The sequence below is a fragment of the Brevibacterium sp. 239c genome (assembly GCF_900169365.1).
Taxonomy (GTDB): domain Bacteria; phylum Actinomycetota; class Actinomycetes; order Actinomycetales; family Brevibacteriaceae; genus Brevibacterium.
In genome coordinates, this window is the sequence record NZ_FXZH01000021.1 from 49,235 (window position 1) to 70,042 (window position 20,808).

At 60.9% G+C, this 20,808-nt stretch carries 29 protein-coding genes; 21 read left to right on the top strand and 8 right to left on the bottom strand.

Features of this window, described 5'->3' with window-relative positions:
• Positions 1–32 precede the first annotated feature (32 nt).
• The 9 genes from rpsH to map all read left to right on the top strand — a co-directional run bounded on the left by rpsH (position 33) and on the right by map (position 5,728).
• Positions 33–431, top strand: coding sequence for a 30S ribosomal protein S8 (gene rpsH, locus BSP239C_RS16815; protein ID WP_009883556.1), 399 nt, complete (start codon positions 33–35; stop codon positions 429–431).
• A 16-nt stretch (positions 432–447) separates the two neighbouring features.
• A complete protein-coding gene (rplF, locus tag BSP239C_RS16820; RefSeq protein WP_101574503.1) occupies positions 448–984 on the top strand; it encodes a 50S ribosomal protein L6 in 537 nt (178 codons plus the stop codon).
• A gap of 2 nt (positions 985–986) precedes the next feature.
• The gene (gene rplR / locus BSP239C_RS16825; protein ID WP_101574504.1) at positions 987–1,367 is read left to right on the top strand and encodes a 50S ribosomal protein L18; all 381 of its coding nucleotides are present in this window, start codon (positions 987–989) and stop codon (positions 1,365–1,367) included.
• Positions 1,364–2,041: a 30S ribosomal protein S5 gene (gene rpsE / locus BSP239C_RS16830; RefSeq protein WP_101574505.1), complete on the top strand. Its 678-nt coding sequence runs from the start codon at positions 1,364–1,366 to the stop codon at positions 2,039–2,041. The genes rplR and rpsE overlap by 4 nt, the downstream gene beginning before the upstream one ends.
• Complete coding sequence (gene rpmD, locus BSP239C_RS16835; RefSeq protein WP_101574506.1) at positions 2,041–2,223, top strand: 50S ribosomal protein L30; 183 nt, start codon at positions 2,041–2,043, stop codon at positions 2,221–2,223. The genes rpsE and rpmD overlap by 1 nt, the downstream gene beginning before the upstream one ends.
• A gap of 1 nt (position 2,224) precedes the next feature.
• Complete coding sequence (gene rplO / locus BSP239C_RS16840) at positions 2,225–2,677, top strand: 50S ribosomal protein L15 (RefSeq protein ID WP_101574507.1); 453 nt, start codon at positions 2,225–2,227, stop codon at positions 2,675–2,677.
• Positions 2,678–2,986: 309 nt separating this feature from the next.
• Positions 2,987–4,288 (top strand): preprotein translocase subunit SecY, encoded by a 1,302-nt coding sequence (gene secY / locus BSP239C_RS16845; RefSeq protein ID WP_101574508.1) that lies wholly within the window; start codon positions 2,987–2,989, stop codon positions 4,286–4,288.
• Positions 4,289–4,328: 40 nt separating this feature from the next.
• Positions 4,329–4,895, top strand: a complete 567-nt coding sequence (locus tag BSP239C_RS16850) for an adenylate kinase (protein WP_101574509.1) — start codon at positions 4,329–4,331, stop codon at positions 4,893–4,895.
• Positions 4,892–5,728: a type I methionyl aminopeptidase gene (gene map, locus BSP239C_RS16855; RefSeq protein ID WP_101574510.1), complete on the top strand. Its 837-nt coding sequence runs from the start codon at positions 4,892–4,894 to the stop codon at positions 5,726–5,728. The genes BSP239C_RS16850 and map overlap by 4 nt, the downstream gene beginning before the upstream one ends.
• 14 nt (positions 5,729–5,742) lie before the next feature.
• On the opposite strand, the gene BSP239C_RS16860 is transcribed toward map, so the two are convergent.
• The gene (locus BSP239C_RS16860) at positions 5,743–5,988 is read right to left on the bottom strand and encodes a hypothetical protein (protein WP_101574511.1); all 246 of its coding nucleotides are present in this window, start codon (positions 5,986–5,988) and stop codon (positions 5,743–5,745) included.
• A gap of 78 nt (positions 5,989–6,066) precedes the next feature.
• Between BSP239C_RS16860 and BSP239C_RS16865 the strand changes: the two genes are divergently transcribed.
• Both BSP239C_RS16865 and BSP239C_RS21195 read left to right on the top strand, forming a co-directional pair.
• Positions 6,067–6,675, top strand: a complete 609-nt coding sequence (locus BSP239C_RS16865; RefSeq protein ID WP_226842154.1) for a hypothetical protein — start codon at positions 6,067–6,069, stop codon at positions 6,673–6,675.
• Positions 6,663–6,941, top strand: a complete 279-nt coding sequence (locus BSP239C_RS21195; RefSeq protein WP_226842152.1) for a hypothetical protein — start codon at positions 6,663–6,665, stop codon at positions 6,939–6,941. The genes BSP239C_RS16865 and BSP239C_RS21195 overlap by 13 nt, the downstream gene beginning before the upstream one ends.
• 30 nt (positions 6,942–6,971) lie before the next feature.
• Here the strand turns inward: BSP239C_RS21195 and BSP239C_RS16870 are convergent, their stop codons facing one another.
• Entirely contained in the window at positions 6,972–8,117 is a 1,146-nt protein-coding gene (locus tag BSP239C_RS16870; RefSeq protein ID WP_101574512.1) for a MalY/PatB family protein, read from the bottom strand.
• 180 nt (positions 8,118–8,297) lie between these two features.
• Here BSP239C_RS16870 and BSP239C_RS16875 point away from each other — a divergent pair, with 180 nt between their 5' ends.
• The 7 genes from BSP239C_RS16875 (at position 8,298) to rplQ (ending at position 12,920) form a co-directional block, all read left to right on the top strand.
• Positions 8,298–9,521, top strand: a complete 1,224-nt coding sequence (locus BSP239C_RS16875; protein ID WP_101574513.1) for an MFS transporter — start codon at positions 8,298–8,300, stop codon at positions 9,519–9,521.
• Between the two features lie 274 nt (positions 9,522–9,795).
• A complete protein-coding gene (gene infA / locus BSP239C_RS16880) occupies positions 9,796–10,017 on the top strand; it encodes a translation initiation factor IF-1 (RefSeq protein WP_101574514.1) in 222 nt (73 codons plus the stop codon).
• A gap of 61 nt (positions 10,018–10,078) precedes the next feature.
• Entirely contained in the window at positions 10,079–10,192 is a 114-nt protein-coding gene (gene rpmJ, locus BSP239C_RS16885) for a 50S ribosomal protein L36 (protein ID WP_009884960.1), read from the top strand.
• Positions 10,193–10,380: 188 nt separating this feature from the next.
• A complete protein-coding gene (gene rpsM / locus BSP239C_RS16890) occupies positions 10,381–10,749 on the top strand; it encodes a 30S ribosomal protein S13 (protein ID WP_101574515.1) in 369 nt (122 codons plus the stop codon).
• Positions 10,750–10,800: 51 nt separating this feature from the next.
• Entirely contained in the window at positions 10,801–11,205 is a 405-nt protein-coding gene (gene rpsK, locus BSP239C_RS16895; protein ID WP_101574516.1) for a 30S ribosomal protein S11, read from the top strand.
• A 150-nt stretch (positions 11,206–11,355) separates the two neighbouring features.
• On the top strand, positions 11,356–12,354 hold the full coding sequence (locus BSP239C_RS16900) for a DNA-directed RNA polymerase subunit alpha (RefSeq protein ID WP_009884957.1): 999 nt from the start codon (positions 11,356–11,358) through the stop codon (positions 12,352–12,354).
• Positions 12,355–12,377: 23 nt separating this feature from the next.
• Complete coding sequence (gene rplQ / locus BSP239C_RS16905) at positions 12,378–12,920, top strand: 50S ribosomal protein L17 (RefSeq protein WP_101574517.1); 543 nt, start codon at positions 12,378–12,380, stop codon at positions 12,918–12,920.
• 297 nt (positions 12,921–13,217) lie between these two features.
• On the opposite strand, the gene putP is transcribed toward rplQ, so the two are convergent.
• Both putP and purU read right to left on the bottom strand, forming a co-directional pair.
• Positions 13,218–14,738, bottom strand: a complete 1,521-nt coding sequence (putP, locus tag BSP239C_RS16910) for a sodium/proline symporter PutP (protein WP_101574518.1) — start codon at positions 14,736–14,738, stop codon at positions 13,218–13,220.
• A 112-nt stretch (positions 14,739–14,850) separates the two neighbouring features.
• Positions 14,851–15,702 carry a formyltetrahydrofolate deformylase gene (gene purU, locus BSP239C_RS16915; protein ID WP_101574519.1) on the bottom strand — a complete coding sequence of 284 codons (852 nt, stop codon included), beginning with the start codon at positions 15,700–15,702 and terminating at the stop codon, positions 14,851–14,853.
• 168 nt (positions 15,703–15,870) lie between these two features.
• Between purU and glyA the strand changes: the two genes are divergently transcribed.
• Both glyA and BSP239C_RS16925 read left to right on the top strand, forming a co-directional pair.
• Entirely contained in the window at positions 15,871–17,145 is a 1,275-nt protein-coding gene (gene glyA / locus BSP239C_RS16920) for a serine hydroxymethyltransferase (RefSeq protein ID WP_101574520.1), read from the top strand.
• Positions 17,145–18,032 (top strand): bifunctional methylenetetrahydrofolate dehydrogenase/methenyltetrahydrofolate cyclohydrolase, encoded by an 888-nt coding sequence (locus tag BSP239C_RS16925; RefSeq protein ID WP_101574521.1) that lies wholly within the window; start codon positions 17,145–17,147, stop codon positions 18,030–18,032. Before glyA ends, BSP239C_RS16925 begins: the two co-directional genes overlap by 1 nt.
• 104 nt (positions 18,033–18,136) lie before the next feature.
• Here BSP239C_RS16925 and BSP239C_RS16930 read toward each other — a convergent pair whose 3' ends face one another.
• Positions 18,137–18,625, bottom strand: a complete 489-nt coding sequence (locus BSP239C_RS16930; protein WP_101574522.1) for a GNAT family N-acetyltransferase — start codon at positions 18,623–18,625, stop codon at positions 18,137–18,139.
• Positions 18,626–18,709: 84 nt separating this feature from the next.
• Here BSP239C_RS16930 and BSP239C_RS16935 point away from each other — a divergent pair, with 84 nt between their 5' ends.
• Positions 18,710–19,522: an exodeoxyribonuclease III gene (locus BSP239C_RS16935; protein WP_180959074.1), complete on the top strand. Its 813-nt coding sequence runs from the start codon at positions 18,710–18,712 to the stop codon at positions 19,520–19,522.
• 106 nt (positions 19,523–19,628) lie between these two features.
• Here the strand turns inward: BSP239C_RS16935 and BSP239C_RS16940 are convergent, their stop codons facing one another.
• From BSP239C_RS16940 to BSP239C_RS16950, 3 genes are all read right to left on the bottom strand, one after another.
• Positions 19,629–19,955, bottom strand: a complete 327-nt coding sequence (locus BSP239C_RS16940; RefSeq protein WP_101574537.1) for a multidrug efflux SMR transporter — start codon at positions 19,953–19,955, stop codon at positions 19,629–19,631.
• Between the two features lie 2 nt (positions 19,956–19,957).
• Entirely contained in the window at positions 19,958–20,368 is a 411-nt protein-coding gene (locus BSP239C_RS16945) for a multidrug efflux SMR transporter (protein WP_219618919.1), read from the bottom strand.
• A 161-nt stretch (positions 20,369–20,529) separates the two neighbouring features.
• Entirely contained in the window at positions 20,530–20,772 is a 243-nt protein-coding gene (locus BSP239C_RS16950) for a YbdD/YjiX family protein (protein WP_101574524.1), read from the bottom strand.
• Between the last annotated feature and the right edge of the window lie 36 nt (positions 20,773–20,808).

The window sequence follows — 20,808 nt, forward strand, 5'->3', positions numbered from 1 at the left end:
GGAAACCGTAACGAGGAAGGGCTAGAGCCCAAATGACAATGACTGATCCAGTCGCAGACATGTTGACACGTCTGCGGAACGCCAACTCGGCTTATCACGAGGACGTCAGCATGCCGTTCTCGAAGCTGAAATCCAACATCGCTGAGATTCTCAAGAGCGAGGGCTACATCACCGGTTGGAGCGTCGAAGACGCTCAGGTCGGTAAGACCCTGCTCATGGACCTCAAGTTCGGTCCTAACCGTGAGCGTTCGATCGCCGGCCTGCGCCGTGTGTCGAAGCCCGGACTGCGCGTTTACGCGAAGTCGACCAACTTGCCTAAGGTCCTCGGTGGACTCGGTATCGCCATCCTGTCGACCTCGTCAGGCCTCCTGACCGATCGTCAGGCCGCCAAGAAGGGTGTGGGTGGGGAAGTCCTCGCCTACGTCTGGTAAGGAAGGAGAGAAGAATATGTCACGTATTGGCAAGAACCCGATCTCCGTCCCGAATGGCGTAGAGGTCAAAATCGATGGCCAGGTTGTCGCCGTCAAGGGACCCAAGGGCGATCTGTCCGTCGCTATCGCAGAGCCGATCACCGCATCGCTCGACGAAGGCGTTGTGACGGTGACCCGTCCGGACGAGGAGCGCGAATCGCGTTCGCTCCACGGACTGTCCCGCACGATGATCAACAACATGATCGTCGGTGTGACCGAGGGCTACTCCAAGGCTCTCGAAATCGTCGGCACCGGTTACCGCGTGCAGGCCAAGGGATCGAACCTCGAGTTCGCTCTGGGCTACAGCCACTCGATCACCGTCGAACCACCCGAGGGAATCTCCTTCACGGTTGACGGACAGACCAAGCTGGCCGTTCACGGCATCGACAAGCAGCTGGTCGGAGAGACCGCTGCCAACATCCGGAAGCTGCGTAAGCCTGAACCTTACAAGGGCAAGGGCGTTCGCTATGTCGGAGAAAATGTCCGTCGCAAGGTCGGAAAGGCTGGTAAGTAGAGATGGCCTTTGGCAAAAAGGAAAACTACGGCAAGGGCAGGGCTGCGGCCCGCAAACGTCGTCACGCTCGTCTGCGCAAGCATGTCAGCGGTACGCCGGAACGTCCTCGCCTGTCAGTGACTCGCTCCACGCGCCACGTCTTTGTCCAGGTCATCGACGACACCGTCGGCAAGACCTTGGCATCGGCCTCCACCATGGAAGCCGACCTGCGTACACACGAGGGTGACAAGACCGGCAAGGCCCACAAGGTCGGCGAGCTGGTAGCCCAGCGCGCTAAGGAAGCCGGTATCGAAGCCGTCGTATTCGACCGTGGCGGCAACGCCTACCACGGCCGTGTGCAGGCAATCGCCGAAGGTGCACGTGAAGGAGGATTGGCCCTATGAGCACTGAAGAGAACAAGGAACAGCAGCCAGCTGCTGAAACCCGTACCGATAGCAACAGTGATCGCTCCTCACGTGGTCGCGGTCAGGGTGGTCAGGGCGGCCAGAATCGTGGACGCGGCGAAGGCCGTGGGCGCGGTGGTCGTGCTGAAGAGAAGAGCCAGTTCATCGAGCACGTCGTCACGATCAACCGCGTGTCGAAGGTCGTCAAGGGTGGACGTCGGTTCTCCTTCACCGCCCTCGTCGTCGTCGGTGACGGAGACGGCATGGTCGGCATGGGCTACGGCAAGGCTAAGGAAGTTCCCGCAGCCATTGCCAAGGGTGTCGAGGAGGCGAAGAAGAACTTCTTCCGCGTCCCACGCATCCAGAAGACCATTCCGCACCCGATCCAGGGTGAAACCGCCGCCGGTGTAGTCATGCTGCGCCCGGCTGCTCCTGGTACTGGTGTTATCGCCGGTGGCCCGGTGCGTGCGGTCCTCGATGCTGCCGGCGTTCAGGACATCCTGTCCAAGTCGCTGGGTTCAGCTAACGCAATCAACATCGTTCGCGCGGCGATCAAGGCTCTCCAGGGCCTCGAACGCCCCGAGCAGGTCGCGGCACGCCGTGGTCTGCCTGTGGACGAGGTCGCTCCTCACGCATTGCTGCGGGCGGCTGCCGAAAGCGGGGCGAAGTCCTGATGGCTAAGCTCAAAGTTACCCAGCGCAAGTCCGACATCGGTGGCAAGCCGAACCAGCGTGCAACGCTGCGTTCGCTTGGACTGAAGCGGATCGACGATGTGGTGGTGTGCGAAGATCGTCCGGAACTCCGGGGAATGATCAACGTCGTGCGTCACCTCGTGACTGTGGAAGAGGTGGATTGATATGTCGAACGATGACTCACTCAAGGTCCACGATCTCCGTCCTGCCCCAGGAGCAAAGACTGCCAAGACCCGTGTCGGTCGTGGTGAAGCTTCGAAGGGCAAGACAGCCGGACGCGGAACCAAGGGCACACACGCCCGCTACCAGGTTCCTCACGGCTTCGAGGGTGGACAGACTCCGATGCACATGCGTCTGCCTAAGCTGCGCGGGTTCAAGAACCCCGCAAAGGTGACGTTCCAGGTTGTCAATCTTGACAAGCTGTCGTCCTTGTTCCCAGAAGGCGGCGATGTCACTGTCGCCGATCTGGTGGCCAAGGGTGCTGTGCGTCCTAAGCAGCCCGTGAAGGTTCTGGGCACCGGTGAGATCACCGTTGCTCTGAACATCACTGCTGACAAGGTCTCGGGTTCAGCACTCGAGAAGATCATGGCAGCAGGCGGCAGCGTCAACGAAGCCTGAGCAGCTCCCGCACAGCGGGGCTGATATCTGAGGCGTCACTCGAAGGGGCGGTCACGCAAGTGACCGCCCCTTCGTCGTGCCCGAATCCTCGGCCGAGTTGCCTGGGTCGAGACACCTCGGTTGTCCGGGTCATACACCGCAGCGTCGGTTTCGACACAGTCCCAACGGCAATCGGCATTGCCCGGCGTCCACGTGGCCTCTCGGTTTCAGCCTGACGGTCATACCCTGGTAGTCTTTTGCAGGTATTTGTCTCATTCGCGAGGTCGTATCTGCGACCCTGACTTTTTCATCCCCCAATGAGGAGGACGCTTGATCGGCGCAATACGGAGGGCCTTCAGAACGCCCGACCTGAGGAACAAACTCCTCTTCACCCTGGGCATTCTTGTCATCTTCCGGCTTGGCTCATTCATTCCCTCGCCCGGAATCGACTACACCCAGGTTCAGGAGTGCGTTGCGTCCCCCCAGCTGAACGAGGGCGGGTTCGCAATGATCAACCTGTTCAGCGGTGGCGCACTGCTGCAGCTGTCGATCTTCGCTCTGGGCATCATGCCCTACATCACCGCCAGCATCATCGTTCAGCTTCTGCGCGTGGTCATTCCGCGCTTCGAGTCACTCCACAAAGAGGGAGCCTCGGGCCAGGCGAAACTGACTCAGTACACGCGCTACCTGACCATCGGGCTGGCCGTGCTCAACGCAACGACCCTCGTGGCCACTGTGCGTACGGGCGCTCTCTTCGGTGGCATCGAAGGCTGCGACAACCTCATCACCAATGACACCTGGTGGGGCATCACCGTCCTTGTCATCACTCTGGTAGCAGGCACCGGCCTCATCATGTGGCTGGGCGAGCAGATCACCGAACACGGAGTCGGCAACGGTATGTCGCTGCTCATCTTCACCTCGGTGGCCTCGGCTTTCCCATCATCGCTGGGTGCAATCCTGCGCGAACAGGGCGTCGACATCTTCCTCATCGTCATCGCCGTCGGTCTGGTGCTCGTGGCGCTCGTCGTCTTCGTCGAGCAGTCACAGCGACGTATTCCGGTGCAGTACGCCAAGCGCATGGTTGGTCGACGGATGTTCGGCGGCACCTCGACCTACATTCCGATCAAGGTCAACATGGCCGGTGTGATCCCCGTGATCTTCGCATCATCGGTTCTCTACCTGCCCAGTCTGATCTCGCAGTTCTTCGCCCCAGAGAGCAAGTGGGTGGAATGGATCAACACCTACTTCACACGTGGTGACCACCCGATCTACATCGCCACCTATGCACTGCTGACGATCTTCTTCGCATACTTCTACGTCGCGATCACCTTCAACCCGGAGGAAGTCGCTGACAACATGAAGAAGTATGGTGGCTTCGTCCCCGGCATCCGTGCCGGACGCCCTACCGCCGATTACCTGAGCTTCGTGCTCAGCCGCATCAACTTCCCGGGCTCGCTCTACCTGGCTTTCATCGCACTGATTCCGCTGATTGCACTGGTCCTCATCAACGCGAACCAGAACTTCCCGTTCGGCGGCACCTCGCTGCTGATCGTGGTGGGAGTCGGTCTCGAAACCGTCAAGCAGATCGACGCACAGATGCAGCAGCGCCATTACGAAGGTCTGCTGCGCTGACCGACCCCGACCGCGGACATCCATTGGAAGGACACACCTTATGAGTTCACGTATCATCCTGATCGGCCCACCCGGTGCCGGCAAAGGCACTCAAGCCGCGCGACTGTCAGAGGCGCTGAACATTCCGGCGATATCGACCGGTGACATCTTCCGTGCGAACGTGAAGGGCGAGACCGAACTCGGCAAACTCGCAAAGCGCTACATGGACGCCGGCGAATACGTCCCCGACGAAGTGACCAACTCGATGGTCGCAGATCGTCTGGCCCAGGACGACGCCGCCAAGGGCTTCCTCCTCGACGGCTACCCGCGCACCAGCGCACAGGTGGACGAGCTTGACAGGATCCTCGCGGTCGAGGGCCACGAGATCGAACAGGTCGTCGAGCTCACCGCTGACATCGACGAAGTCGTCGCCCGCCTCCTGGCACGTGCACAGACCGAAGGCCGCAGCGATGACAGTGAAGATGTCATCCGTCATCGCCTCGACGTCTATGCAGAGCAGACCCAGCCTCTGACAGACATCTACCGCGAACGCGGCCTGCTGCGCCAGGTCGACGGACTCGGCGAAGTCTCGGATATCACTGACCGAATCCTCGACTCCATTCGATGATCTTTGGTCCCCGGATCGAGCTTAAGTCTCCCGAACAGCTGGTGACGATGTGTCGCGCAGGACTGCTCACGAGCGCAGTCCTGCAGGCGGCCCGTGAAGCAGCCGTCCCGGGTGCCACCACCGCCGATGTGAATGCTGCGGCCGAGTCCGTCATCACCGAGGCGGGGGCTCTGTCCAACTTCAAGGGCTACCAGGGATTCCCCGCTGTCGTGTGCATCTCGGTGAACGAAGAGATCGTGCACGGGATACCCGGTGAGAGAGTCCTTGAATCCGGGGATCTCGTGTCGATTGACGGCGGCGCAATTGTCGATGGCTTCCACGGTGATTCGGCGTTCACCATGATCGTCGGCGGTGACGCCGCCGGCTCAGAGGCAGACATCGCGCTGTCTCAAGCGACAGAGAAGGCCATGTGGGTCGGCATCGCGGCCTTCGCCGCCGGCGACAAGGTCAGCGACATCGGTGACGCGATCGACGATCATGTCTCCCGAGAAGCCCCGGAACTGGGACTCGTGGAGGAATTCACCGGTCATGGCATCGGCACTGCCATGCATATGCCGCCCGAGGTGCTGAACTATCGAGCCCGGTCGAAGGGGCCGAAGATCAAGTCGGGAATGTGCCTCGCGATCGAACCTATGCTCACCACGGGCAGCAGCGAGACCATCACCTTGGACGACGACTGGACTGTCGTGACTGATGATGGCTCGCGTGCGAGCCATTGGGAGCACAGCGTCGCCAAGCATGATGGGGGAGTCTGGGTACTCACTGCTGAAGATGGGGGAGTGGCCGGACTGGCACCCTTCGGAATCACACCGGTGCCTCCTGCAGGTGCCTGAGCCGACTCAGTCATTCATGGCTGAGGCGTTTGCTGCCTCCGCCTGAGCTCGTTGGTCGTGAGGATGTGCATGACGACGAACAGCGCCAACGCTGACATCAGACTCAACGCGAACATCCACGCTGCAGTGACGTGAATGTCGAAGCCTGCGATCATGAAGGATGCGAAGGTGATGATAGCCGTGATCGATCCGGTCAGGACCGCAGAGGTCCTGGGCTTTTGAAATACCCGTAGACTCGTTTCGTATGCCTCGTCGTCCATGACGCTGCTCCCTTGAACTTGTGACCGTCGTTATCGACTTTGGTCAGGATCCTTGTGTTTTCACGTTAGGATCTGCTCTTGGCGGGTGTCCACGATCACACGAAACGTTCGGCAGCTGTGCCCGATCGCTATCGTCTGATCCTCATCTCCTTCGATGTCATCTCGGCGTTCGGGTGTCTCCAAGCGCAGGGTCTGCCCGGCCCCGTCATCGTCGGAGTCTTGGCCGAACACGGCTATTCGTCCTCGAGCGTACACAATCAGCTGGTGGGGATGGTCCACCGGGACATTCTGAGCAGCGAAAGGCTGGGACGAGTCTCGATCTGCCTCTTGAGCCCGCGTATCCTCTCAGGTCTCATGGGCATTGCGGGAGATCGGGACGCGCCCAGCTTCGAAGGTCATTTTCATGCCGCGCTGTATTCGATTCCCGAGTCGGCACGGATGCTGCGCGATCGGCTCCGATATGTCGCCAGGATGCTCGGTTACCGACAGTTGCGCCCCGGAGTTCTGCTGTCCTTCGCCGACCTCTCCCACGAACTGTCCGGGCAGCTGCCTGGAATGCTCGAGCCAGGGTGGTGTGAATACGCGACGATCGAACCCGAGGCCATCGCCACAGCCCGACGAATGACTTCGCGAGCTAGACCGCGTCGCTTGAGCTGCCACCGCTGGAGAGCGCATTGGCTGCTTTGAGCGTCAACGGCAGTCAGCCAGGTGGTGGACAACCCGAGATGTCGCTGGTGAAGTTCTTCGACATCTATTTTCAAGTTGCGCGTGCGGTCATGACGTACCCGATTCTTCCAGCCGAACTGGTGGGCCCCGAACAGCCGGCACTGCGTTTCCGCACTCTTATGGACCGATGCAACCTGGAGTACTACCTGCGGTTCGACCAGCAGATACTGGAATGTGCCGGCCCCAATCCGTCCTTCGGCCTCATCGAATGGCTCCCGAGCAGTTGAGACCTGCCTCCCCGGAGTGAGATTGTCACTTTACACTGCGGAGGCGATGCGTTCGATTGCTTCGGTCAGGAGAGGTCGGGGGAGTGCGAAGTTGAGGCGGATGTGACCTGCCCCGACCTCACCGCAGAGGCGGCCCTCGGTGATCGCGACGTGAGCTTCGGTGTTGAAATGTTCGGCCAGTTCGGATTTGAGGCCGTACCCGCGCAGGTCCAACCACGCCAGGTATGTTCCTTCAGGCGCAAGGTACGTGGCGTTGGGCAGGTGGGTGGCGATGAGATCTGTCAGGAGCTCGCGGTTGCCCTTGAGATAGGCGGTGATCTCGTCCAACCACTCACCCGACTGGGTGTATGCCGCGGTAGTGGCGAGGATGCCGGGGTTCGACGCGGCGCCAGAGACGAAATTGCCCTTCTGCGCCCAGATCGCGCGATCATCGGCACTGCTGAGGATGAGCTGTGCGCACTTGAGCCCTGGGATGTTGAACGCCTTGGAGGCCGCGGTAGCGGTGGCCGTATGCGATGCCGTCGTCTCATTCAGGCTCGCATAGGGAATGTGACGGGCCGGTTCGAAGACTAACGGGGCGTGGATCTCATCGGAGAACACGCGTGCATCATTGCGCTCAACCACCTCGGCGAGTTCCAGGAGCTCGCTCTCCGTGTACACCTTGCCGATGGGGTTATGGGGATTGCACAGGACCAGGGTGGAGCCAGGCGCCAGCGCGGCATCGACCGCGGCGAGGTCGACCGACCAGCCGGTCTCCGATCGGATCATCGGCACCTGGATGAGCTCTCGTCCCGTGACCTTGGCGACATCGAAGAAGGGCATGTAAGCGGGGGTCGGAAGGACGATCGGTGTACCGGCAGGAGTCAGGTGGGTGAGGATGCCCAGGAAACTCGCGATGACGTCACTGGCCAGCTCGACGTGCTCGTCCGGGAACTGCCATCCGTACTGTTCGGCGCAGAACGCGGAGGTGGCCGACTTGAGGTCGGAGACGATGGCTTGCGGCGCATAGCCGAAGAGATCTCGCTCATCGACATCACGCAATGCCTCGCGCACGCCGGGAGCGACACCGAAGTCCATCTCTGCGATGAATGCGCCGAGGCTGCCCGGGAAGGTCGACCACTTCCGGCCGCCCTTGGCGATGAGTGATTCTTCTGTGATGGAATCCAGGTCCTGCACGTGATGCTCCTTTGCTGGCCATTGCGAACTTGCGGGGTATTGGGTGACTGTCGCATTTCACGCTAGCAGGGGAGGCCCTGAGTGCGTGCTGCGTTCCGACATGCACGGTCACGGACTACAGTGGAACCGGCGATGCGAGCCGGATCCGATGATTGAGACCGTTGAGAGGCGGAGGTTGCGATGGGTGGACACCCGCAGTCGATCTTCCGCCGGAATCAGTGGGCGCTGAGCCTGGCCCAACTGTTCTCCGGCATCGGCATCGCCACCGGATTCGCCGTCGGTGGCATCCTCGCGGAGCGTCTGACCGGCCGAACGGAACTCGCGGGGTTCGCGCAGACGGCGTCCATCCTCGGCGCCGGGCTCCTCGCGGTTCCACTTGCAAAACTGGCCGAGGCCAGAAGTCGTCGGCTGGCACTGGCCAGCGCCTACGCGATCGCCCTCTGCGGGGCCATTCTCATCGTGGCCGCGATCCTGTTCGGCATCGACCTCGTCTTCTTCATCGGCATGGGCTGTTTCGGGGCGGCGACAGCCGCGGGGCTGCAGGGTCGATACGCCGCCACGGATGCGGCTCCTGACCACCTCAAAGGCTCTGCCATGTCCGTGGTCGTCTGGGCCACGACGATCGGGTCTGTGATCGGACCGAACCTGTCCGGACCCGGTGCCGACCTCGGCCGAGCCCTGAGCCTCGATCCGCTGTCAGGGCCCTTCGTCATCGCGATCGCCGGCTTCGCACTTGCCCTCCTCAGCGTCTTGTTCCTGCGCCGAGTCACACCCGCCACGCGAGATGCGCCCTCGCCCTCCCCTCGCCGAGGTGGCACCTGGCAGGCCATCAGACGTTCCCCGAGCGCGCTCATGGGGCTGCTGTCCGTGGTCACGGGGCACATGATCATGGTGGCAACAATGGTGATGACACCACTTCACATGGACCACCATGGGCTCGGCCTCGAACTGATCGGCATCACGATCGGCGGCCATATCCTCGGCATGTACGGTTTGTCCCCGGTCTTCGGCTACCTCACCGACAGGTACTCCGCCGGTCGGGTGATTCTCCTCGGCCACGGACTGTTCGCCGTGTCCTTGGTCCTCGGGTGCATCGATGCTCTCGGTGAGTCATCGTTCACCAGGCTTTCGGTGGCGCTGTTCCTCTTGGGCTTGGGCTGGAGCGCATGCCTCATCGCCGGGTCAACACTTCTGACCAAAGAGATCGATCCCGCGCATCGTATGTCGGTGCAGGGACTCTCCGACGCAGGAATGAACTTCGGGGCCGCCGCGTTGGCGGCACTGTCCGGGCCGCTGCTGGCCTTCGGCGGATTCGCATCGATCACCCTGATGGGCTTCGTCGTGCTCGCGATCGCTGTCATCGCGAGCATCCGGGCCGGGTACGGAACTCGACACGTGACCTGACCTTGGGACCACCTCGGCGAGGGAGAGAACGATTGTAAGGGACTTCACCCCCGTAAGCCAGCACCGTGTGGAAGAATCTTCGGCCATAGTGTAGGGTTGTTGATTGGTCTGTTCTCACTCAACTCACCCTTTTTCTGTTGTGGGCGGCATTTGCCATCCGCAACTTTTCATGTGGTGAGGTGAGCCGCAGACCATGGGGTCGTCGGGGTAAATCGACGATACACGATTACGTCGAACGCGAAGTTTTCGCGGGAATACGAGGTTAGCGAACGATATGGCCAAAAAAGAAGGGGTCATTGAGATCGAAGGCGCCGTTGTCGAAGCCCTCCCGAACGCATCGTTCCGGGTTGAGCTGAGCAATGGGCACAGGGTGCTTGCGCATATCTCAGGAAAAATGCGACAGCACTACATTCGAATTCTCCCTGAGGACCGGGTCATCGTGGAGCTGTCTCCATACGATCTTTCGCGTGGGCGAATCGTTTACCGCTACAAGTAAGGATCTTCGATCATTCGTACCCGCCCCTGCGCAGGGGTAAGGGTCGGAAGAAGGAAAAACCATGAAGGTTAAGCCAAGCGTCAAGAAGATCTGCGAGAATTGCCAGATTACCCGCCGTCACGGCCGGGTCATCGTCATCTGCTCCAACCCGCGCCACAAACAGCGCCAGGGTTGAGCAGCTCTTCGAGCAGACAGAGGCACCCGCAAGGGGCTTCAGCAGCACCACACCCGCGCAGACCTCGCCATCTGCATTGCCGTTAGAGCAGTGACAGGACGATACCTTCGGTCGGGGGCCGAGGACCTTGGGAAACCAAGGACAGGTCTGCATCAGCACCTCCGGAACTACAACAGGAGATAGTACCTATGGCACGACTTGCCGGAGTCGACATCCCGCGTGAAAAGCGCGTGGAAGTCGCCTTGACTTACATCTACGGTGTGGGCCGCACCCGTGCGCGCCAGACCCTGACGGAAACGGGAATCAGCCCTGACACCCGTGTGAAGGACTTGAGCGATACCGAGCTCGTCCAGCTGCGTGACTTTATCGAGGGCACATTCCAGGTTGAGGGTGACCTCCGACGTGAGGTTGCTGCCGACATTCGCCGCAAGGTGGAAATCGGAAGCTATGAAGGCCTGCGTCACCGCCGCGGTCTGCCGGTTCGCGGACAGCGGACCAAGACGAATGCGCGTACCCGCAAGGGACCGAAGCGCACCGTGGCCGGTAAGAAGAAGTAACACACTCACCCGGTTGACCAGCATCAGCCACCTCGATCAGGAGTAAAACACATGCCTCCCAAGTCACGCGCCGCTACAGTGCGCAAGCCTCGCCGCAAGCTCAAAAAGAATATTGTTGCTGGCCAGGCACACATCAAATCAACGTTCAACAACACCATCGTGTCGATCACTGATCCGACCGGTGCTGTCATCTCCTGGGCATCCTCAGGAGAGGTCGGCTTCAAGGGTTCGCGCAAGTCGACCCCTTACGCCGCACAGATGGCTGCGGAATCCGCTGCTCGTCGTGCGCAGGAGCACGGCCTGAAGAAGGTCGACGTCTTCGTCAAGGGACCAGGTTCGGGACGCGAAACCGCGATCCGTTCGCTGCAGGCCGCCGGTCTGGAACTGGGCACCATTCAGGATGTCACTCCAGTTCCGTTCAACGGCTGCCGTCAGACCAAGCGCCGCCGCGGCTGATCCTTCCGTGTCTCTGCCACCGATGACGGGCTATGTCCCGGCATCAGTTGCAGAACGGATTCCACGATAAACCGAACCGTTCTTCATGGCTACGGCCATGACGTGCAGTGCGAACGTCATATAGCGGATGTTCGCTGAAAGGAAGCCCACGTGCTCATTGCACAGCGCCCAACGCTCACGGAAGAAGTCGTCTCCGAGAATCGCTCACGGTTCGCCATCGAACCACTTGAGCCAGGATTCGGCTACACCCTCGGCAACTCGCTTCGTCGTACCCTGCTGTCGTCGATTCCAGGTGCCGCCGTCACATCAATCCGGATCGACGGTGTGCTCCACGAGTTCAGCACCGTTCCAGGAGTCAAGGAGGATGTCACTGAATTCATCCTCAACCTGAAGTCCCTGGTCGTGTCCTCGGAATTCGACGAACCGGTCGTTGCCTACCTGCGCAAGCAGGGCCCAGGCACCGTGACTGCCGCCGATGTCTCTGCTCCTGCCGGAGTCGAGATCCATAACCCGGATCTGCATATCGCCACATTGAATGGTGAAGGCCGTCTGGATATGGAGCTGACCATCGAACGTGGACGCGGTTACGTATCGAGCGCTCAGAACAAGAACGCGGATGCAGAGATCGGTCGGGTCCCCGTTGACTCGATCTACTCGCCGGTTCTCAAGGTCACCTACAAGGTCGAGGCTACTCGTGTTGAGCAGCGCACCGACTTTGATCGCCTGGTGCTCGACATCGAGACCAAGCCGTCGATGACCCCACGCGATGCGATCGCATCTGCGGGTAAGACACTGGTCGAGCTCTTCGGCCTGGCTCGGGAACTCAATGTCGAAGCTGAAGGCATTGAGATCGGACCATCGCCGGTTGACGCAGCGCTGGCTGCCGATCTGGCCCTGGCCATCGAAGATCTCGATCTGACCGTGCGCTCCTACAACTGCCTCAAGCGCGAAGGTATCCACACGGTCGGCGAACTCGTTGCTCGCAGCGAAGCCGATCTCATGGATATCCGCAACTTTGGTTCGAAATCGATCGACGAAGTGAAGGCCAAGCTCAACGAGCTGGGCCTGAGCCTCAAGGACAGTCCCGCCGGGTTCGAAGCCGGTCTCGTTGATGAGGACCAGTCCTACGTCGAAGACGAACAGTACTGATTAAGACCTAGGAGTAAGACACTATGCCAACCCCAACCAAGGGTCCTCGTCTCGGAGGCTCCCCAACACACGAGCGCATGATGCTCAACAACATGGCTGCCGCCCTGTTCGAGCACAAGAAGATCACCACGACCGTAACCAAGGCCAAGCGCCTGCGTCCGGTGGCGGAGCGCATGATCACTCACGCCAAGAAGGGCGACCTTGCCGCCCGTCGTCGCGTGCTCGGAAAGATCGGCGACAAGTCGATCGTTCACGAGCTCTTCACCTCGATCGCCGAAACCATGGCCGAGCGTCCCGGTGGATACACACGTATCACCAAGATCGGTCCTCGTCCCGGTGACAACGCGCCGATGGCCGTCATCGAACTCGTTCTCGAGCCCTACTCGCCCAAGCAGGCAACTGTGAAGGAAGCCGAGCAGGCCACCGAGACCGCAGCGTCGAAGAAGAAGACCGAAGAGGTCGTCGAAGAGGCTCCTGCAGAGTCCACAGAGGAGGCAGCCGACTCGGCCGCAACCGACGAGGTCGCTGAAGAAGTAACCGACGAAAGTGCTGAAGAGACCAAGTAAGGACTCTTTTACGCAATATCTCAGGCGGGCACCCGACGGGTGCCCGCCTGTAGTGTATTCACACCGCTGTGTTTATGAGCCGAGACGTGTGCGCTGCTGCGCCGGGTGCACGGCAGACGTACATTCACTCCCTACCAGTCGCAGGGGTACACACTGGCACACGTGCGAGAAACACTCAGCGGCTATTCCTCCCTGTGTTGCAGGAGGAATAGCCGCTGAGTGTAGGACGTAGTGACGGAGTTGCTGAGTGCGGCCCCGCTGGGCGGCCGTGTGGCCGTCAGTCGAGCCGCTGGGCCGTCACTGGATGCGCGAGAACTCTACCGACTCGTCGAATTCGCGGTCTGTGTCCGCGTTGGGCTTGTACGTGAACTTGCTGACCACGATAGCGACAATCAAGTTCACGGCGAATCCGGGGATGATCTCGTAGAGCGAATCGGTGACCGGGGTGCTGACCTGTCCCCAGACGAATGCCACGACTGCACCGGAGATGAGTCCGAAGAGAGCGCCCCAGTTGGTGAGCTTCTTCCAGAACAGGGTCAGCAGCACGATCGGCCCGAAGGAAGCACCGAAGCCGGCCCATGCGAAGGCCACCAGATCGAGGATGTTGTTCGACGGCGAGATCGCCAACAGCACGGCGATGATGGCGATGACGAGGATGCCGAGGCGCCCCAGCAGGACATAGGTCTTGTCCTGCAGCGTGCGCTTCGATCCGGTGCGCAGAGCAACGATCTTGTAGAGATCTTCGATGAGTGCCGAGGATGTGACGACTAGCTGCGAGGAGATCGTTGACATGATTGCGGCGAGCACTGCAGCCAGGACCAGTCCCGCAATGAACGGATGAAACAGGATCTGAGCGAGATCCAGGAAGACTGTCTCGGAGTCGGCCGGCTCCATGTTGGCGTGTTCGGAGAAGTACGAGATGCCCACAATCGCCGTCGCGACGGCACCGAGGGCGGAGATGCCCATCCAGCCGACACCGATTCGCCGAGCAACTTTGGCATCGGAGGGGGTCCGCAGCGCCATGAACCGCACGATGATGTGCGGCTGTCCAAAGTAGCCCAAGCCCCACGCGAGTGCGGAGATGACAGCCAGGTAAGTACCACCGGCCCAGAATGGTCCACTGCCGAAGACATTGAGCAAGCTGGGGTCGATCTCCTTGACGTTGGAGATCACGGTTGCCGGACCGCCGGCATTGAACACGGCGACGACCGGGACGGCTACGAGTGCCGCGAACATGAGAAGTCCCTGGGCGACGTCGGTGAGGGTGGCACCGAGGAACCCGCCGAACAAGGTGTAGACCATGGTGATGGCAGCGACGATGAGCATTCCGGCTAGATAGTTCAGTCCGAAGCTTGACTCGAAGAACTTGCCGGCAGCGACCATTCCGGACGAGACGTAGAAGGTGAAGAACACCAAGATGATGACACCACAGACGATGCGCAGCAGACGCGTATCGTCCTTGAGACGCTGCTCGAAGAAGCTGGGAATCGTGATCGAGTCACCGGCCTTCTCGGTGAAGGCACGCAGACGAGGTGCCACGAGCTTCCAGTTCACCCAGGCCCCAACGGTCAGGCCCACTGCCATCCAGGCTTCTACCAGTCCACCTATGTAGATGGCACCGGGCAGGCCCATGAGGAGCCAACCCGACATGTCCGAGGCTCCTGCACTCAGGGCGGCCACGCTGGGACGCAGCCCGCGGCCTGCCAGCATGTAGTCGTCGAGGTTGTTCTTGGTTTTGCGGTATGCGAACCAGCCGATGGCGAGCATTCCCACAAAGTAAAGGACGATGGCAATTGTGCGGAAAGTGGTTTCCGTCATTATTAGATCTCTCCTTTTGTAAACCGGGGAGACCCTACAACAGATTGCGCAAAATGTGTGAATTGCCTAAGAGAACACTACAAGCACATTCATGGACGCCGAAGCGCTGCGATCAGTTGAAGACGACCGTGCGGTGACCGTCCATGAGGACCCGCCCTTCCGCATGCCAGGCCACGGCCCGTGCGAGCACGGCTGCTTCGACATCCTGTCCGCGCTGGACGAAGTCGGCGATGTTGCGGTTGTGGTCGACCCGAGCCACGTCCTGCTCGATGATCGGGCCCTCGTCGAGATCGGGGGTGACGTAGTGGGCGGTGGCGCCGATGATCTTCACCCCGCGAGCATGCGCCTGGTGGTAGGGCTTGGCACCCTTGAAACTGGGCAGGAACGAATGGTGGATGTTGATGACACGGCCCTCAAGCCGTGCGCACAGATCGGGGGAGAGGATCTGCATGTACCGCGCGAGGACGATGAGTTCGACGTCGAGCTCAGAAACAAGGTCGCTCAACCTCGCTTCGGCTACGTCCTTGGTCTCTGAAGTGATCGGAATATGGTGGAAGTCGTGACCGTGGAATTCCGCCAGCGACCGCAGCGAGTCATGGTTGCCGGCCACCCCCACGATGTCGATAGGCAGCTGTCCCGAGCTCTGCTGGAACAGCAGAGTGTTGAGGCAGTGTGCGGCCTTGGACACGAGAACGAGGGTTCTCGTCTTCTTCTCCACGGGCTGGAGGCTCAGCGTCATATCGAAACGTTGGGCTGCCTCGGCGAGGGCAGACTCCAGGGTTTCGGCATCGGAATCCGTGGTCGTGACGAACTGGACTCGCAGGAAGAACTGCAGCGAATCGGGGGAGGAGAACTGCTGGGATTCGGTGATGTTCGCACCGAGTGATGCGAGGACCCCTGTCACGGCGTGGACGATTCCGGTTGCGTCCGGGCAGGTGACTCGCAGGATCCATTCTCTACTCATGGCCTCGATTCTAATGGTCGAACCCGGTGCGCACTGATACCGGCCCAGGATCCGTATGTCGAGAGGCCCGACGGCGTGAACTGGTTCGCTGTTAGCATTGTTTTCGGGTACTCGCGGAGCCGATCGCGGCGTCCCTCTCATCACTTTGGATGCCACAGGAGTGTATACATGACTGATAATTCGATGCAGGCCTCGCTTGCAGACATCGATCCACAGATCGCGGAAGTCCTTGACCAGGAATTGGGCCGCCAGCGTTCGACTCTCGAGATGATCGCCTCGGAGAACTTCGTGCCGCGCGCCGTGCTGCAGGCACAGGGCTCAGTGCTGACGAACAAGTATGCCGAAGGTTACCCCGGGAAGCGCTACTACGGTGGCTGCGAATACGTCGATGTCGCTGAGACTTTGGCCATCGACCGGGCCAAGAGCCTCTTCGGTGCCGAATACGCGAACGTGCAGTCGCACTCCGGCGCCTCCGCCAACGCTGCTGTGATGCACGCCCTGGCCCGCCAGGGTGACAAGATGCTCGGCCTCTCACTGGCCCACGGCGGTCACCTCACCCACGGCATGAAGATCAACTTCTCGGGTCGCCTCTACGACGTCGCCTCCTACGAAGTCGATCCTGACACGTACCGGATCGACATGGACAAGGTGCGTGAGCGTGCGCTCGAACATCGCCCAGAGGTCATCGTCGCAGGCTGGTCAGCCTACCCGCGTCAGCTCGACTTCCAAGCCTTCCGCGACATCGCCGACGAGGTCGGAGCGAAGCTCTGGGTCGACATGGCACACTTCGCCGGCCTCGTCGCAGCCGGACTGCACCCCAACCCGGTGCCCTTCGCCGATGTTGTGTCATCGACGGTGCACAAGACCATCGGCGGACCACGCTCCGGCTTCATCCTCGGCAAGGAGGAGTACGCGAAAAAGTTGAACTCCGCGGTCTTCCCAGGTCAGCAGGGTGGACCACTCATGCACGTGATCGCGGCCAAGGCTGTGGCATTCAAGCTCGCCGCCTCCGAAGAGTTCAAAGCCCGCCAGGAACGGACCGTGCGCGGTGCCCAGATCCTGGCCGAGCGCCTCATGTCCGATGACGTCGCCAAGGCTGGAGCCACGGTCCTGACCGGCGGCACCGACGTCCACCTGGTCTTAGTCGACCTGCGCAACTCAGCTCTGGACGGACAGCAGGCAGAAGACCTGTTGCACGAGGTCGGCATCACCGTGAACCGCAACGCCGTTCCGTTCGACCCCCGCCCGCCCATGGTGACCTCCGGTCTGCGCATAGGCACCCCTGCCCTGGCTACCCGCGGGTTCGGCGATGCCGAGTTCACCGAGGTCGCCGATGTCATCGCCGAGGCGCTCAAGCCCGGTGCGAACGTCGACGCACTCGGCGCTCGGGTCAAGAAACTCAGCGAGAACTTCCCCCTCTACGAAGATCTGGAGCAGTTCTGATGGCAGCACGGATCCTTGACGGCAAGGTCTGTGCGAAGGCGATCAAGGACGAGCTGCGGACCACCGTCGAGAACCTGGCACAGCGGGGCATCGTCCCCGGCTTGGCCACGGTCCTCGTCGGTGAGGATCCGGGTTCGAAGTGGTATGTGGCGGGCAAGCACCGTGACTGCGCCGAGGTGGGCATCCATTCCATACGACGTGATCTTCCGGAGTCGGTGAGCCAGGAGGAACTCCTGACGGTCATTGACGAGCTCAACGCCGATGACGAATGCACCGGATACATTGTGCAGCTGCCGTTGCCCTCACACATCGACACGGACACCGTCCTCGAACGCATTGATCCTGCAAAGGACGCGGACGGGCTGCATCCGACCAACCTCGGCCGGCTGATGCTCAACGTCAACCGTGAGATCACCACCCCGCTGCCGTGCACCCCACGTGGAGTCATCGAACTGATGCAGCGCAATGGGATCGAATTGGCTGGCAAGCACGTTGTGGTCGTGGGTCGCGGTGTCACCGTCGGCCGGTCGATCGGTGCGCTGCTTACTCGTCGTGAGTACAACGCCACGGTGACGCTGACGCACACCGGAACGACGAATCTGCCCGAACTGTTGGCTCAGGCCGATATCATCGTCGCCGCCGCAGGGTCGGCCCGGATTGTGACCGCCGACTCGGTCAAACCCGGTGCGGTCGTCCTCGACGTCGGAGTCTCGCGTGAAGAGGATCCGGAGACGGGAAAGTCGAAGATCGTTGGAGACGTGGATCCTGGTGTCGCCGAGGTGGCGGCTTGGGTCTCACCGAATCCCGGCGGAGTTGGGCCCATGACTCGTGCACTGCTGTTGAAGAACGTCGTCGACGTGGCCGAGCGGGCGGCTGCACTCGCCTGAGCGTACATCTTCTGAAACGGACGGCCTCCCACACATCTGTGTGGGAGGCCGTCAGTCTCTGTTCTGGTGGTCACACCAGCTTGGTTCATTCTTCGATGATCAGTTCACTCTTCGAGGAGCTTGAGTTCGAAGAACACGCGAGGATCTCCTGCGCCCGCATAGTCGGAGATGAGTTCACCAGTGAACCCGAGCGAGGAATGGAAGGAGATCGCTGCCGAGGAATCCGGCAGGGTTGTCGCCTGCACCGATGAGACACCCAACTTCCGCGAGTGTTCGATGAAGTGCTGGTACAGACGTCGACCGATTCCCTGATGGCGGAAATCCGACCGAGCAGCAACCAGGTGGATATACGCCGGGCCGTCATGGGGGATGACGCCGAGCAGATAGCCGACGATCTCCGAACGGTATCTGGCAACCATTCCCGAGCTCACAAACTGGTGGAACCAATAGGCGTCGTGATCGCCGCTCAGGTCCCGGTCTCCCCAGAAGTTCTCCTGCGCGCCGAGTAGGAACTCTCGCATCTCACGGGCGTCTACTTCGTCGAGCGGGCTGATGCTCAGCTGCTCAGAATCGAAAGTCTCGTCTACAGCCATTACGCCTCCTGAAATATGCTTCTTTCCATCACTGTATAACGCCCAGGCCCGGATGAGTAGTGCGCTCATGCCATGATAGAACACATGATTCGAATTGCATCAGTCAACGTCAACGGAGTTCGAGCAGCATGGAGAAAGGGGATGCCCACCTGGGTAGACAGTGCCAAACCTGACTTCATCACACTGCAGGAAGTCCGGGCCGCCAACGACATCGCCCTGAAGGTGCTCGAGGACACCGGGTACACCACGATCAGCCACGACGCCGAGGCGAAGGGGCGTGCCGGGGTCGCAGTCATGGCTCGTACGCAGCCCGTCGAGGTCCGCGAAGGACTCGGTGCAGATGAGTACTTCGATCGGGCTGGTCGGTGGCTGGAAACGGACTATCGGCTCGGCGACGGGTCGTTGCTGACACTCGTGTCGGCTTACGTCCATTCCGGTGAGGTCGACACCCCCAAGCAGGAGGACAAGTACCTTTTCCTCGATCGGATGACGGTACGTCTGCCAGAGCTTGCGAAGCACGCCGATCACGTACTGATCACCGGTGACCTCAACGTCTGCCACACCGAACGAGACTTGAAGAACTGGAAAGCCAACCGCAAGAAGTCCGGTTTCCTACCCGAAGAGCGCGCCTACTTCGACGGCTTCTTCGGCGATGTCGGCTTCGTCGACGTCCACCGGTCACTCAGCGGCGATGTCGACGGACCCTACACCTGGTGGTCCATGCGTGGGCAGGCCTTCGACAACAACGCCGGATGGCGCATCGATTATCAGATGGCGACACCGGCACTCGCCGAGGCGGCTGTGAAGGCCACGGTCGACAAGGCCGACAGCTGGGCCGAGCGTTGGTCAGATCACGCCCCACTGGTCATTGACTACGACCTTCCCGGTCCGAAGTAATACCACCGTCTCAGCAACCCTCCGGGCGCTGGGCAACTCCAGGGGACCAGTCCACTTAATGTTGCTCAGGGCCCGGAGGGTTGCCGTGTTTCAGCAGGCCGGTCGTTTAGGCGTATGAGGAGCCGAGCTCGATGAGCAGCACGCCGATGAGGATGAGACCGATACCGACGAGCATCTTCCGTGTCAGCTTCTCTTTGAAGAGTGCGCGGCCGGCCAAAGCAGTCAGCGCGACTCCGGTGGCGGCCCAGATCCCGTAGGCCACGCCCAGGGGAATGCCGGTGCGCAGAGTCAGGCTGAGCAGGCTGAAGGAGACGAAGTAGCCGGCGCCGACACCGGCATACCACCACCTGCTGCCGCCGACCGATGCCATTCGCAGACAGATTGTGGCAGCAACCTCGAGGACGATCGCGATGGCGAGCAGAATCCAGCCGATGATCATGACTCGTCTCCAGGTGCACTCAAGTCTTCGTCTCCTGGGCGACCACGATCGCTCTCCGGTGCGTCCGGCAGAGTCTGACGCGCATCGTCATCCCGGTTGCCGACCTCGACGAGGATGACGCCGGCCATGATGAACACGATTCCGGTGATCATGACGGGGGTCAGCGGTTCCGCGAAGAGGACAAGAGACAGAACTGCTGTGAGTGCGACTCCCGCGGCGCCCCAGATTCCATAGGCAATGCCCAACGGCATGCCGACGCGAAGAGTGAGGCTTAAGAAGACGAACGCTGCGGCATAACCGAGGCCGACGAGGACGTAGAGGGCGGGGGAGTCAAGGGCTCCCTTCAGCGCCAGCGTGCCAGTCACCTCGGCGATGACGGCGCCCATCAGAAATAACCATTTGCGCACCAGGCAATTATCGAGCATGGTCATCTGGCAGGGAAATCGTGTCCCTTCCGATCAGACGACGAAGGCCCGGGCCCGGGCGGAGAAAGCTCCACACGGACCCGGGCTCCCAATGCTCAGCAGCACCGAACGTCACGAACACCGATTTACAGAAGCACCGAGTGTCAGCAGCACCGAACCTTCGGGTTGCGGTCCTGCTCATCGGTGAGATCGCGCCAGAATTCCTTCTCACCCATGGCACCCTCGCGAGTGCCGTGGCGGCGCTCGTAGGACTCCATGTAATGGATGTAGGCGTTCTCGCCCATGACCTCTTTGAGATACCACAGCAGCCCTGCCACGCCCCGACGAAGCGAACCCCAGGGGTCCTTCACGAGACGCTCGAGCGGATGTGTGCTTGCGCTGGTCATGCTGTCTCTCCTTTCGGTGTCGTCGTCACGGTGCTC